Origin of the sequence: Streptomyces sp. NPDC050085, assembly GCF_044460595.1 — a bacterium.
In the GTDB taxonomy this organism is placed as follows: Bacteria; Actinomycetota; Actinomycetes; order Streptomycetales; family Streptomycetaceae; genus Streptomyces.
Genome location: NZ_JBITJZ010000002.1, coordinates 751,170 through 764,682 on the forward strand (window position 1 = coordinate 751,170; position 13,513 = coordinate 764,682).

The 13,513-nt window shown below is 72.6% G+C and carries 8 protein-coding genes; 2 read left to right on the plus strand and 6 right to left on the minus strand.

Annotated elements, in window-relative coordinates; translation table 11 throughout:
• Position 1: 1 nt before the first annotated feature.
• The 6 genes from ACIBUY_RS11760 to ACIBUY_RS11785 all read right to left on the minus strand — a co-directional run bounded on the left by ACIBUY_RS11760 (position 2) and on the right by ACIBUY_RS11785 (position 11,333).
• Positions 2-1,666, minus strand: coding sequence for a serine/threonine-protein kinase (locus ACIBUY_RS11760; protein WP_399152474.1), 1,665 nt, complete (start codon positions 1,664-1,666; stop codon positions 2-4).
• An 80-nt stretch (positions 1,667-1,746) separates the two neighbouring features.
• The gene (locus tag ACIBUY_RS11765) at positions 1,747-3,342 is read right to left on the minus strand and encodes a serine/threonine-protein kinase (protein ID WP_399152475.1); all 1,596 of its coding nucleotides are present in this window, start codon (positions 3,340-3,342) and stop codon (positions 1,747-1,749) included.
• A gap of 48 nt (positions 3,343-3,390) precedes the next feature.
• On the minus strand, positions 3,391-4,974 hold the full coding sequence (locus tag ACIBUY_RS11770) for a protein kinase (RefSeq protein ID WP_399152476.1): 1,584 nt from the start codon (positions 4,972-4,974) through the stop codon (positions 3,391-3,393).
• Positions 4,975-5,117: 143 nt separating this feature from the next.
• The gene (locus ACIBUY_RS11775) at positions 5,118-7,403 is read right to left on the minus strand and encodes a protein kinase (protein ID WP_399152477.1); all 2,286 of its coding nucleotides are present in this window, start codon (positions 7,401-7,403) and stop codon (positions 5,118-5,120) included.
• Between the two features lie 190 nt (positions 7,404-7,593).
• Positions 7,594-9,531, minus strand: a complete 1,938-nt coding sequence (locus ACIBUY_RS11780; RefSeq protein ID WP_365570094.1) for a serine/threonine-protein kinase — start codon at positions 9,529-9,531, stop codon at positions 7,594-7,596.
• A gap of 95 nt (positions 9,532-9,626) precedes the next feature.
• Complete coding sequence (locus ACIBUY_RS11785) at positions 9,627-11,333, minus strand: glycerol-3-phosphate dehydrogenase/oxidase (protein WP_365570097.1); 1,707 nt, start codon at positions 11,331-11,333, stop codon at positions 9,627-9,629.
• A 270-nt stretch (positions 11,334-11,603) separates the two neighbouring features.
• On the opposite strand from ACIBUY_RS11785, the gene ACIBUY_RS11790 reads away from it, so the two are divergent.
• Positions 11,604-12,845 carry a nucleotide sugar dehydrogenase gene (locus tag ACIBUY_RS11790; RefSeq protein ID WP_365570100.1) on the plus strand — a complete coding sequence of 414 codons (1,242 nt, stop codon included), beginning with the start codon at positions 11,604-11,606 and terminating at the stop codon, positions 12,843-12,845.
• 61 nt (positions 12,846-12,906) lie between these two features.
• Positions 12,907-13,479, plus strand: a complete 573-nt coding sequence (locus ACIBUY_RS11795) for a hypothetical protein (protein ID WP_399152478.1) — start codon at positions 12,907-12,909, stop codon at positions 13,477-13,479.
• Positions 13,480-13,513: the final 34 nt, after the last annotated feature.

Below are 13,513 nucleotides of genomic sequence, written 5' to 3' on the forward strand. Positions count from 1 at the left end.
GTCAGGTGTTCTCGATGTCTAGGTTGGCGATGGCGGCCTTGGCGACCTCGCGGCCGCGCTCGGTGAAGTCACCCTTGCCCGGATAGTCGATCCAGAGCCGGTACATGTCGCCCTTGGCGGTCTTGAAGTAGAAGACCTTCGCCTCGCGCGGCTTGTGAGGGCCGGAGCCCGAGTCGTCCGTGTAGGTGATGGTGTTCTCCGCGGAGGCCTCACCCTTGTACGTGGTCTCCGTGGTCTTGCTCTCGGGGGCCGGCGTGTCGGCCATGTCGGAGTTGTTGCCCTTGTTGATCTCGTCCGAGTCCTTGTTCGCCTGCGCGCCCGCCGAGCTGGCGATCTGGTTCAGGGTGTCCTCGGACTTCTTCTCCAGGTTGAGCGTGATGCTGACCGCGCCGCTCGGGTCGGTGTACGCCACCCAGTGCTTGGTCTTGTCGATGCTGTTGTCGGCCACGGACTTGTCGTACGCCGAGGGCGACGCGATCGTGGCGCCCAGCGCGCTCTCCCGCTTCTTCTGCCACCCGTCCGGGAACGACCCCGCGAACGGATCGGCGATGACCAGGTACGCGGCTACGGCCAGGGCCACGACCCCCGCGCCGATGCCGATCAGCGCCTTGCGCCCGAGCCGGATCCCGCCCCTGCCGTCACCTGCGCCGCCGATCTGCACGACCTGCGTCGGCGCCACCGCGGGCGGCTCGGCGGCGCGCTCCAACAGGGCGCGGACCTGCGCCGCGTTCGGCCGACGGGCCGGGTCCTTCTGGAGCAGCCCGTTGATGGCGTCGGCCAGTGGGCCCTGCGCGGAGGCGGGCGCGGCCGGGGTCGCGTTCAGCACGGACTGCAGCGTCGCGGGCGTGTTGCTGCGGCGGAACGGGGAGACGCCCTCCGTGGCCGCGTACAGCACGACGCCCAGCGACCACAGGTCGGAGGCCGGACCGGGGCGCTGCCCCAACACCCTTTCGGGCGCGATGAATTCGGGCGAGCCGACGAAGCCGCCGGTGTCGGTCAGATTGGTCTCGCCCTCGATCTGGGCGATGCCGAAGTCGGTCAGGACGACGCGGTCGTGCCGCCCCAGCATCACGTTGTCGGGCTTCACGTCGCGGTGCAGGATCCCGGCGGCGTGCGCGGCCTCCAGGGCGCCGAGCACCTCGAGGCCGATGCGCGCGGCCTCGCGCACCCCGAGCGTGCCCTCCTTCAGCGCGTCACCCATCGAGCGGCCCTGCACGAACTCCATGACGATCCACGGCTGTCCGTCCTCGACGGCCACGTCGTGGACGTTCACCACGGCGGGGTGGTCGAGCCGGGCCGCGGCCCGCGCCTCGCGCCGCATCCGCTCGAACGCGTTGGCCCGTTCGCGGTCGGGCAGGTGGTCGGGGACCCGCGGCTCCTTCACCGCGACCTCGCGGTCCACCGTCTCGTCCTTGGCCCGCCACACGGTGCCCATGCCGCCGTGGCCGAGCTTGCTCAGCAGCCGGTAGCGCCCGGCCACCAGGCGTCCGGCGCCCGGGTCCTGCTGCGTGTGCTGCGCGTGCTGCGTCTGCGGCGGCACGACCTGCGTCGGCTGGGCGTAGGGGTTGCCCTCGTGCGGAACATGGGCGGGCCCCGGCTGCGGCGGCTGCAGGCCGAAACTCGTCGGGTCGTTCGGGCTGGAGAAGGCGCCCCCGTTGTCACTCATGTGTCCATGACTACCGTGCGGGGCACCGGTCGTTCCACCTGGGTCACGCAGTTGTGACCGCGCTGATGCGCCCGCCGCGGTCATTTGTGCGCAGAAGGCACAAACGAGTCGACCGCGGTGTCGAAGTACCCCCGCGCCTCGCCCGCCCTGCCGACCGGTGCGGACACCCACACGTCGTACAGCCGCCCGTCCTGCTCCCAGCACAGGTCGACGGTGCGCCGGGCTCCCTCGTCCTTGCTGAACCCGTTCCAGGTGAACTCCCACAGCGCGGCAGTGTGCCCCTTGTGCAGGGTGTCGACGACCGAGCCGTCCCGGTACCCCGGATTGTTCTTCGGCCCGTCCTCGGCGGCCTGGCGCTGCGCGGCACCGGGCCCGTCCCCCGCGTCGGCGGCCACCTTGATGCCGAGGCGGAAGGTGTTCCCCGGCGACATGTAGAAGACGCGGGGCCCGTCGAGGGACCGCGTGAACCCGTCCGGCACCCTGAGGCTGAACCCCTTGGCGTCGGTGACGGTGCGGTACCCGGCGGGCGTGGTCCCGCTCGGCGTCCCGGACGGGGTCGGCGCGGTCCTGGTGACGGTGACGGTCGGCGCGGGCGAGGCGGAGCCCGACGGGGACGCGGACGGCGCACGAGAGGACTCGCTCGCCGAACTCGCGGGCCCTGGCGGGGAGTTGTCGTCCCGCTGGGCGAGCAGCGCCGCGGTGGCGATCCCGGCCCCGGCGACCCCGGCGACGAGCGCGGCGGTCACAAGGAGCACCCGGGTGGAGCGGCCCTTGCGCGGGACCGTGGGCACGTCGGGCCGCGTCGGCGTGTACGGCGCCTGGGGCACGGCGGGCTGCGGAGTGGCGCCCGTGGCGACGTACGCGCGCAGCAGCCGCTCGGCCTGGTCGAGGCGGAGCCGCCGGGCGGGCTCGCGCTCCAGGAGGCCGAGGATCACCGGCGCGATCGGCTCGGCGGCGGCCGGCGGACGTATCTCGTCATAGACGACGGCGTGCAGGATCCCGCCCAACGAGTCGCGCCTGAAGGGGGATTCACCGGCCAGCGCGGTGCACAGCAGCGCGCCGAGCGACCACAGATCGGCCCCGGCGCCCGCCCGCTCTCCCGCCATCCGCTCCGGCGCGGTGTACTCGGGCGACCCGACGAACCCACCGGTCTCGGTCAGCGTGGTGGCGCCCTCGACCTGGGCGATGCCGAAGTCGGTCAGGACGACGCGGCCGGTGCCCGCCTCCAACAGCACGTTGGCGGGCTTGAGATCGCGGTGCAGCACCCCGGCGGCGTGGGCGACGCGCAGCGCGTCGAGGAGGCTGAGGCCGATCCGCGCGGCCTCGACGGCGTCGACGGGCCCGTCCCGCGCGATCCGGTCGGCGAGCGAGCCGCCGCTGATCAACTCCATGACGATGTACGGGTGTTGCTCGTCCCGGATCACGTCGTGCACGACGATGATGTTGGGATGCCGCAGCTGGGCGACGGCCCGCGCCTCGCGCAGCATCCGCTCCCGCTGCTGGCGCTGCTCGTCGTGGGACAGCGTCTCGTCGACCCCGAGCTCCTTGACGGCGACCTGCCGCCCCAGCAACGTGTCGTCGGCACGCCAGACGACCCCCATGCCGCCCCGCCCGATCCTGGCCTCCAGCCGATAACGCCCGCCGATCACACGGACGTTGCCCCCCTCGGTCCCCATGCGCCCCATCATGCCTCACGGGGGTGCGGCGGGACTGTCCGGTTCCGGTCAGGCGGGCGGCTGCCAGCCCCGCAGCATGGCGTCGAACTGCTGCCTGGCCTTGGGCCAGTCCGCCGCCGGGACCGACAGATAGAGGGCGTACTCGGTGCCGTCGTCCGTCCGGTAGGTCTGCTCGATCGCACGGCGCGGCCCGGACGTCGCGTCCTTCGTCCCGGCCGTCCACGTGAACTCCCACAGCGAACCGGGCTTGTCCCGGAACGTGTTGGACTGCAGGTACACCCGCGCGTACTTCGGCAGCTTGGGCTTCAGCCCCTTCTCCAGGTCGAGCTGGTGCTGGTACGAGTCCTGCCAGTCCGAGTGCTTGTCGATGGCGATCCGCAGGAACCGCTGCCCGTCGTCGGGCGTGTAGTCGATCTGCGTCCCGTCCATCTGCCGCTGCCAGCCGGGCGGCAGCATCAGGCTGAACCCCTCGACGTCGTCGACCCGCTCCCAGTTCGCGGGAATGGCCCCGGCCCTGGGCCCACTGGACGCACCCTTGCCGTCTTTGCTGCCGCTGCCGCTCTTCCCGTCCTGCCCCGAGGCGTGCTGCCCCGTGGACCCGTCGTCACGGTGATCGGCGTAGTACATCGCCCCGGCGGCGCCGCCGCCTCCGACGAGCAGCGCCGCGACGACCGCCGCGAGCACCTTGGGCCAGCGCCGCCGCCGGGCGGCCGGCGGCAGGATCACCGGCGGCGCCACCGACGTGGCCGTCTCGGGGCGCGGCCCGGGCGCGGGCGCGTGCACCTGCGTCGGCACGTACGCCTGCGCGGCGCTGGGCCTGCGCCCCTCCGCCGCCTCGGCGAGCATCACCTCGGCCTCGTCGGCGCTCGGCCGCGCCGCCGGGTCCTTGCGCAGCAGCGCGCTGATGACGGGCCCCATCGCCCCGGCGTACTCGGGCGGCTCGGGCTCCTCCTCGATGACGGCCTGCATGGTGCTGATCGGCGACGTGCGCCGGAACGGCGAGATCCCCTCGATCGCCGTGTACAGGGTCGCCCCGAGCCCCCACAGGTCGGACGCGGGCCCCGGCTCGGCGCCGCTGACCCGCTCGGGCGCCAGATAGTCCACGGACCCGACGATCTCGCCGGTCCGCGTGATCGTCGTGTCCCCCTCGACCTGCGCGATCCCGAAGTCGGTCAGCTTGACCTGCCCGCCCCGCGCCAACAGCACGTTGCCCGGCTTCACGTCCCGGTGCAGCACCCCGGCGGCGTGCGCGGCCCGCAGCGCCCTGAGCGTCCACAGCCCGATCCGCGCCGCCTCCGCGGGCTCGATCCGCCCCCGCTCCTTGACGGCATCGGCCAGCGAGGGCCCCTCGACCAACTCCATGACGATCCACGGCCGGTCGTCGTGCTCCAGCACGTCGTGCACGGTGACGACGGCCGGGTGGTTGATCCGCGCCGCGGCCCGCGCCTCCGTCTGCGTACGGGCGAGAAGCACCGCACGATCACTGTCGGCCACCCACTGGGCGGCCGTCAGCTCCTTGACGGCGACGGTCCGGTGCAGCACCTCGTCATGAGCGCGCCACACGCGCCCCATGCCACCGCGCCCGATCGACTCACCCAGCCGGTAGCGGCCCGCGAGGAGCTGGCCCTGCATCTGATTCACGTTCCCCCGCAAAGCCGCAAAAGGTCTTGACAGGGCCACATTAGGGAGCGGGCGGCACGCACGGAACAGGCGGGGTCCCATGGAAACCGCACTGTGACGCGTTTCGCTCCGTCACGTCCCCGTTTCCGACTCCCTCAGCTGCCGTACTGGTACGTGGCGGACGCCTGCTCGTACAGCCGCGTCACCTCGTCGCGCTCCGCCTCGGGGCCCCGCACCTGCACCACGTGGTACTTGCCGCCGACGACCATGGCGAGATTGCGCACGAACATCTCCCGCCCGTCGGACCCCTGCCAGGTGAACTGCCCCTCGGCCATGGCCCGTCCGCCGACGTCGATGGACTTCATGCCGCTGGAGGTGGCCCACGTGGAGTCGCGGAACGGCTGCAGCTCGCGCTCGTCCTCGCGCTGGTACTTCATCGGATCGCTGCCGTACGTCGCCGTGGAGTCCCGCCCGGGGACGAGGAGCAGCTCGAAGTCACCCTGGGAGTAGACGACTTGACCCCGCCCGTTCTTCGGCTGCCGCTGCCAGCCCTTGGCCACGGCGACCTCGAAGCCCTCGGGGTCCTTGCGCACGGTGAACCCGGCCGCGGCGTCCGACTGCGGTTCGTTGCTCGACGGCGTGGAACTGCTCTTGCTCTCGGGCGACTCGGACGTACGGGGAGAACCGGGATTGCTGGAGGAACTGGGCGACGACGAATGCGCGGGCGGCGCCCCGCCCACCGAGTTCGCGTTCTCCTTCGCGCCCGCGCCCGCATCGGACTTCGGCATGAACGCCATCGCGTACGCCACCGCGCCCACGAGCCCGACCAGGATCAGCACGAGCAGCCACCGGCCGAGGGACCGGGGCGCACCCCGCCGCTCCCGTGGCGCACGCGCGGGCCGCGGCGCACGCTCCGGCCGGGGCGCGCGCGGCGCCCGCTCCTCCCGGCCCCGCTTGTGCCGGGCGTGCCCTGCGGCGGCCACGCCCTTGCTCCTGCGCCTGCGCCGCACGAGCTCGCCCCGGCGGCGCACGATGGGCAGCTTGGCGGCGTCGAACGCGGGCGCGGGCACGACGTTCGCCCCCGCCTCCGGTTCCGGCGCGGACCGCACCAACGACCGCAGCCAGCCCCGCAGTTCCTCGAAGTCGAGCCGCTCGGTGGGGTCCTGCCGCAGCAGCGACTCCACGACGGGCCGCAGCGGCCCGCACTCCTCGGCGAACGCGGGCGGCTCCGCGCACACCATCTGCACCAGCTCCGCCGTCGACTCCTCCGGGTACGGCGCATGCCCCTGCACGGCACGGAAGAGCAGCGCCCCCAGGGCCCACAGATCGGTGGCGGGCCCCACGGGGGCGGCCAACTGCCAGCTCTCCTGCACGGGATAGGCCTGCTCGGGAGCCCACCGCTCGGTGACGGGCCCGACCACGGTCATCCGCACCTGCCGAGCACGCTCGGCCCTTAGAGCCCCTCCGGCAAATTCAGCCCCGCCAATTCCAGCCCCTCCGGCGTTTGAGGAGCGGGGTCCGGGGCGGAGCCCCGAGTCCTCAGCACGAGGTAGCAGTTCATTCCAACGGGCAGGTTGAACACCGGGATCAGGCTCAACGGCCTCAACCGACCGCCCGGGCCGAGGCACAGCCCCGTGCCACGACTCCCGCACCCCGTAAGGATCCTCGACCCGCCCCTCCGCGGCAGCGGCCCGCGCCCCCGCGCGATACGCGGCGATGGCCCCGGCCCGAGCGGCCCGGTAGTCCCCGGGATCCGGCGCAGCCACCGGCACCGGCGCGGCAGCTTCAACAGGGCCGGACGAAGACGCAGGGGAAGCCGGGCCCTCCAACTCCCCGTCGTCACCCCCGAGTTGCGGCCGAGGATCGTACCCGCACAGGGCCTCCTCCGCGGCCCCGGCGGCCAGCCCGGTCAGCACGACCCGCCCGTCGTCGCAGACGAGCACGGTCCTGGCGGTGATGTTCCGGTGCACCCACCCGTGCGCATGCAGCGCCCGCAGCGCGGTCAGCACGTCGGAGGCGATCTCGGCGGCCCGGTACGGGCTGAGCGGCGCCACCTCGAGCACGGCGGCGAGCGTCCGCGCGGCGACGACCTCGCTGACGATCCACAGCGACCCGCCCTCGGCGAACACGTCGAAGACCTGGTCGAGCCGGGGATGGTCGGGTATCTGCGCGGCGGCCTGCGCGGCCTCGATGGCCCGGGCCACGGCGGGTTCGGCGGACGCCCTGGTCGCGGGCGCCCCGGGCCTGAACCCTTCGGGCAGCCCGTCGGCGTCGAGCACCTCGGCCTCGACGACCTCGGGCAACGGCACCTGCCTGACGAGGACTTCCTGCCCGCTGTACGTGTCGAAGGCGCGGCTCTCGGTGGTGACGTCGTACCGGTCGGAGTTCAGGACGGGCAGTCGGTAACGGTCGGCGAGCACCCGCCCCGCATACTCGTCCACGATGCCTCCCCGTGCCGCTCCAGCCGGTCAATTCCGTTCGCTATGTGCCCAGTTGTACGAACTGTTGCGTCACGACGCTTCCTGATACGGCTGCGTACGGTCCGCAAGCACTCACGATACGTGCCGAAGCGCTTCCAGGTTCAGGACTTGAGTTATCAGGAGCCCGGGCGGCTTTCCGCCACCCGGCGGCTCAGGACTTGGGCGTGAAGGTCTCCGTGAACGTCTTCCACGCCCCCTTGCGCTGCGCGCTCCCCCAGTCGGCGTCCTTCGCGGTGTACATCAGCCCGTACCCCAGCGATCCGCTGACCACGAACCCCCGGTCCACGGAACGCCACTTGGTGCCCCCGTCGACGTAGGTGAACTCCCAGTCGGCCGTGTCCCAGCCGCGGTAGTCCACCGCGGCTATGCGTATGCGGTCGTACTGGGAACGGCGCATGTACTGCTCCTGGTTGCGCCAGTCCTTCACCGGGTCGGACTTCGGCGTCGAGGTCCAGCCGACCAGCAGCTTCTGCCCGCCCGGTCCGCTGAAGCGCGCCCCGGCCCCGCCCGTGGTGACGTACTTCCACCCCTTGGGCAGACCGATCGAGAACCCCTGCGCGTGCTTGTACGTCGTCGCACCGGCCCCGACACCGGACCCGGAACCGGAACCGGACCCGTCACTGCCGGGCGAGGCCCCCTGCCCGGGGGCGCTGGACTCGCTGCCCTTGCCCTTGCCCGTACCGGAGTTGTCGCCCTTGCCCTCGCCCTTGCCGCCACCGGAGGCGGACGGCGATGCGGAGACGCCGGCGGAGGCTCCTGCCTTTCCGCCGCCACCGGCCTTGTCCCCGCCCTTGGCGTCCCCGTTCAGCGTGACGGCCAGTACGACACCGAGCACGGCGAGCGCCACGACGACCGCGATGATCACCAGGGTGCGGCGCGGCACGACGTCCGTGAGCGACGCCTTGGCCGCCGGCGGCCGCGGCGGCGTCCCCGGCTGCGCCGGAATCCGCCCGGTCGCGGCGGGCCCCGCGGGCGAGGTGGCGGCGGGCGGCGCCGGCTTCTCGCGCGCGGCCGTCGCGGCGGCGGCAGCCTTGCGTACGGACTTGAGGGCGCCCCGCAGCTTCTCCGCGGCCTCCTCGCTGCGCGCGGCGACGACCGAACCCGCCTTGCCCGCGGGCTTGTCGAGCGGCGGCGCGGGCGGCAGCGGCACGACCTTGGTGGCGTCGGCGGGCTCGGGCTCGACGGCCTTGGGCTCGGGCGCGTGCAGCACCTCGTTCAGCAGGGCGCGGGCGCCCGTGTCGTCGAGCCGCTGCGCGGGGTCCTTGGCGAGCAGCCCGTAGATGACCGGCTCCAACGCCCCCGCGTTCTTGGGCGGATCGACCGGCTCGGTCATCACGGCGGTCAGCGTCGCGATCGCCGACCCCTTGTCGTACGGAGGGACGCCCTCGACGGCGGCGTACAGCAGCCCGCCCAGCGACCACATGTCGGCGGCGGGTCCCGGCTTGTGCCCGCGGGCACGCTCGGGCGAGATGTACGAGGGAGCGCCGACGAGCATGCCGGTGGACGTGATGGACGGGTCGCCCTCGACCTGGGCGATGCCGAAGTCCGTGAGGACGACCCGGCCGTCCTCGGCGATCAGCACGTTCGACGGCTTCACGTCGCGGTGCAGGATGCCCTCGCGGTGGGCGGAGCGCAGCACGTCGAGGATGGCGAGCCCGACCTCGGCGGCGCGCTTCGGTTCGAGCAGTCCGTCCTCGCGGATGGCCTCGGCGAGGGACTTGCCCTCCACCAACTCCATGACGATCCACGGCCGGTCGTCCTCGTCGACGACGTCGAAGACGGTGACGGCGCCGTTGTTGCGGATCCGGGCGATCGCCTTCGCCTCGCGCAACGTGCGCGTGATCAGCCGCCGCTTCTCCTCCTCGTCGATGCTCGACGGGAAGCGCAGCTCCTTGACGGCGACCGTACGCCCGAGGGTCTCGTCCTTGGCCCGCCACACGGTGCCCATGCCGCCCCGGCCGAGCACGTCGCCGAGCCGGTAGCGCCCGGCGAGCAGCCGGCCGCCCGTGTCGGATACGTCCTCGACGGAGGAGTCCTGACGAGCGCTCTTGTCCTGGCGGGCCTCGCCCGCCCGCTCCGCGTCCGACATGCGTCCCCTCTGCAACCCGCCCTGACAGAGCCTTCATTGTCCCTCACGCGGGGACCAGTTGATGCCCTGGGGTAGACGCCGGGAGGGGGCGCGGGTCAGCGGGGCACGATGTCCGGTGCCCCGAGCCGGGCCGCGTCGGCCGTCAGGTCGTCGGGCTGCAACTGGGACTCCCGCTCGGCCTCGACCCGCTTCTCGTAGTGCTCGACCTCCCGCTCCACCTGATCCTTGTCCCAGCCGAGCACCGGCGCCATCAACTCGGCGGCCTCCCTGGCGGACCGGGTCCCGCGGTCGAACGTCTCGATGGAGATGCGCGTACGCCGCGTCAGCACGTCGTCCAGATGCCGCGCGCCCTCGTGCGAGGCGGCGTACACGACCTCGGCGCGCAGATAGTCCTCCGCGCCGCCCAGCGGCGCCCCGAGCCCGGGGTCGGCCGCGACCAGTTCGAGAAGCTCCTCGGCCAACGCCCCGTACCGGTTGAGCAGATGCTCGACCCGTACGACGTGCAGGCCGGTGCGCGCGGCGATCCTCGCCCGCGCGTTCCACAGCGCCCGGTACCCCTCGGCGCCGACCAGCGGCACGTCCTCGGTGACGCATTCGGCGACCCGCTGGTCGAGCGCGTGCACGGCCTCGTCGACGGCGTCCTTGGCCATCACCCGGTACGTCGTGTACTTGCCGCCCGCGACGACCACGAGCCCCGGCACGGGGTGCGCCACGGTGTGCTCCCGCGACAGCTTGCTGGTGGCGTCGGACTCCCCGGCGAGCAGCGGCCGCAGTCCCGCGTACACGCCCTGCACGTCGTCGCGCGAAAGGGGCACCGCCAGCACGGAGTTCACGTGTTCAAGCAGGTAGTCGATGTCGGCGCTGGAGGCGGCCGGGTGCGCCTTGTCCAGGTCCCAGTCGGTGTCGGTCGTCCCCACGATCCAGTGCCGCCCCCAGGGGATCACGAACAGCACGCTCTTCTCGGTGCGCAGGATCAGCCCCGTACTGGAGTGGATCCGGTCCTTGGGCACGACCAGGTGGATCCCCTTGGACGCCCGCACGTGGAACTGCCCGCGCTCGCCGACCATGGCCTGGGTGTCGTCGGTCCACACGCCGGTGGCGTTGACGACCTGCTTGGCGCGGATCTCGTACTCGCCGCCGCCCTCGACGTCCTGCACCCGCGCCCCGACGACCCGCTCGCCCTCGCGCAGGAAGCCGGTGACCCGCGCCCGGTTGGCGACCTTGGCCCCGTACACGGCGGCGGTGCGCACCAGCGTCGCCACGTACCGCGCGTCGTCCATCTGCGCGTCGTAGTACTGCAGGGCCCCGACCAGGGCGTCCTTCTTCAGGCACGGCGCGACCCGCAGGGCGTGACGCCGCGTCAGGTGCCGGTGCACGGGCAGCCCGCGGCCGTGCCCCTTGGCCATCGACATGGCGTCGTACAGCGCGACACCGGACCCGGCGTACAGCCGCTCCCACCCCTTGTGCTGCAGGGGGTACAGGAACGGCACCGGCTTCACGAGGTGCGGCGCGAGCCGTTCGAGGAGCAGCCCCCGCTCCTTGAGCGCCTCCCGCACCAGGGCGAAGTCCAGCATCTCCAGGTACCGCAGGCCTCCGTGGATGAGCTTGCTGGAGCGGCTCGACGTGCCCGAGGCCCAGTCCCGCGCCTCGACGAGCCCGGTGGACAGGCCGCGCGTCACCGCGTCCAGGGCCGTCCCCGCGCCGACCACCCCGGCGCCCACCACCAGAATGTCCAGCTCGCCCTCGGCCATGGCCGCGAGCGCCTCCGCACGCTGCTCGGGTCCCAGTGTCGCTGCCTTCACTGCTGCCTCCCGCTGTCGTAGGCGCCGGGCCTCACTGTCCCGATTCTGACCCCCCTGCCCGATTCCAGCCACCACCGGTCCGCCGCCTGTGGACAACTCAGGGGTCATGCAGGGGCGACATGCCGCAACTCACCTCCACACAATCAGACATATCGGTCATATTTACTCCTAGTCTGACAGGGCGCTCGCTCGTTCTGTCCACCGGGCTTGCGCACTCGTCCCGCTCCGGCTAACGCCGGAACCGCCTCCGTGGGAAGGACGGCAACCGCCATGCCCGCAGATCTCGCCGTCGTCGGCCTCGGCCACCTCGGCCTGCCGCTCGCCCAGGCCGCCGTCGCCGCCAGGATCGCCACCGTCGGCCACGACCCCGACCGCGCCCAGGACCTCGCCGCGGGCCGCCTCCCCTGCGAGGGCGAGAGCGCGGCCCTGACCGCCGCCGACGTCCGCCGCATGCTGGCCGCCGGCTTCCGCCCCACCGCGAACCCGGCCGAACTCGCCCGCGTCCGCACCGCCGTGATCTGCGCCCCGACCCCGCCCGGCGCCGACGGCACCCCGTCCCTCCTCCCCGTCATCGAGGCGACCCGCACCCTGGCCGCCCACCTCCGCCCGCACACGACGGTGATCATCGAGTCGCCGGTCCCGCCGGGCACCACGGAGACGATCCTGCTCCCCCTCCTCGAAGAGGGCTCGGGCCTGCGCGCGGGCCGCGACTTCCACCTGGCCCACGCCCCCGGCCGCGTGGACCCCGGCAACCGCACCCACCCCTACGCCGCGACCCCCAAGGTCATCGGCGGCTACACCCCGGCCTGCACGGAATCGGCGGCCACCTTCTACAGCCGCCTGACCGACAAGGTCGTACGTGCCCGAGGCCTGCGCGAATCGGAGACGGTCCCCCTCCTGGAGACCAACTACCGGCACGTCAACATCGCCCTGGTCAACGAAATGGCCGTCCTCTGCCACGACCTGGGCGTCGACCTGTGGGACGTCATCCGCTGCGCGGAGACCAAGCCCTTCGGCTTCCAGGCCTTCCGCCCCGGCCCCGGCGTCGGCGGCCACGCACTCCCCCAGCACCTGGTCGCCACCCGCCCCCTGCGCATGGTGGAACTGGCCCACCAGGTCAACCACCACATGCCGTCCTACGTCACCCAGCGCGCGGCCGCGCTCCTGAACGAACACGGCAAGTCCGCCCGCGGCGCCCGCGTCCTCCTCCTCGGCGTCACCTACAAGCCCGACCTCGCCGACCAACAGGCCACCCCCGCCGAGGAGATCGCGACCCGCCTCATGCAACTCGGCGCGTCCGTCAGCTACCACGACCCGTACATCCCGTCCTGGAACGTGCTGGACCGCCCGGTCCCGCGCGCCGACTCCCTCTACGAGGCGGCGGCCGACGCGGACCTCACGATCCTGCTCCAGCACCACCGCACGTACGACCTCCAGGGCCTCGCCGTGAAGGCCCAACTCCTCCTGGACACCAGAGGGGCCACTCCGGCAGGCGCGGCCCACCGCCTCTGACTGCTACTCTGCGGCCCCTCTGGGCACACCCGTGCCCATGCTCACTCTCCAGGGGGACCGCATGACCCAGCCGCCACAGCCACAGGAAAACAACCCGTACGCCCAGCAGCAGCCTCCGCAGCCCGGCTACGGCTACCCGCAGCAGCAGCCCCAGCAGCCGTACGCCCAGTTCCCGCAGCAGCAGGGCCAACAACAGCCGGGCTACGGCTTCCCGCCGCCTCCGGCGGGGCGCAGCGGCAACCCGGCCCTCGGCATAGTCGTGGCTGTGGTCCTGGCCCTCCTCACGGCCTGGATCTACGGCGCCATCATGAAGGCCACCGAGCACGAGATCGGCTACGCGGCCGTGGCCGTCGGCCTCATCGTCGGCTTCGCCTCCGGCAAGGTGGGCGGCCGCAACCAGGCCGTGCCGATCGTCTGCGCGGTGCTCTCGCTCGGCGCCGTGTACCTCGGGCAGCTCACCGGGTACGCGATGGCCCTCGGCGAGATGGCCAACATCTCGTTCGTCGAGGCCCTCACCGACCACTTCAGCATCATCAACGAGGCCTGGAAGCACGAGGCGGACGTCAAGACTTACCTGTTCCTGGCCGTCGGCGCCATCGCCGCGTTCGGCGCCGCCAAGCGCGCCGCCCAGTAACTCCCCCGCAGAACAAATGGGTTGGGCCCCGCCA

What these genes read in the sequence shown, in the direction of transcription:
- ACIBUY_RS11760 (WP_399152474.1), bottom strand. Translation starts at nt 1,666, where the DNA reads ATGAGTGACAACGGGGGCGCCTTCTCCAGCCCGAACGACCCGACGAGT.
- ACIBUY_RS11765 (WP_399152475.1), bottom strand. Translation starts at nt 3,342, where the DNA reads ATGGGGACCGAGGGGGGCAACGTCCGTGTGATCGGCGGGCGTTATCGG.
- ACIBUY_RS11770 (WP_399152476.1), bottom strand. Translation starts at nt 4,974, where the DNA reads ATGCAGGGCCAGCTCCTCGCGGGCCGCTACCGGCTGGGTGAGTCGATC.
- ACIBUY_RS11780 (WP_365570094.1), bottom strand. Translation starts at nt 9,531, where the DNA reads ATGTCGGACGCGGAGCGGGCGGGCGAGGCCCGCCAGGACAAGAGCGCT.
- ACIBUY_RS11790 (WP_365570100.1), top strand. Translation starts at nt 11,604, where the DNA reads ATGCCCGCAGATCTCGCCGTCGTCGGCCTCGGCCACCTCGGCCTGCCG.
- ACIBUY_RS11795 (WP_399152478.1), top strand. Translation starts at nt 12,907, where the DNA reads ATGACCCAGCCGCCACAGCCACAGGAAAACAACCCGTACGCCCAGCAG.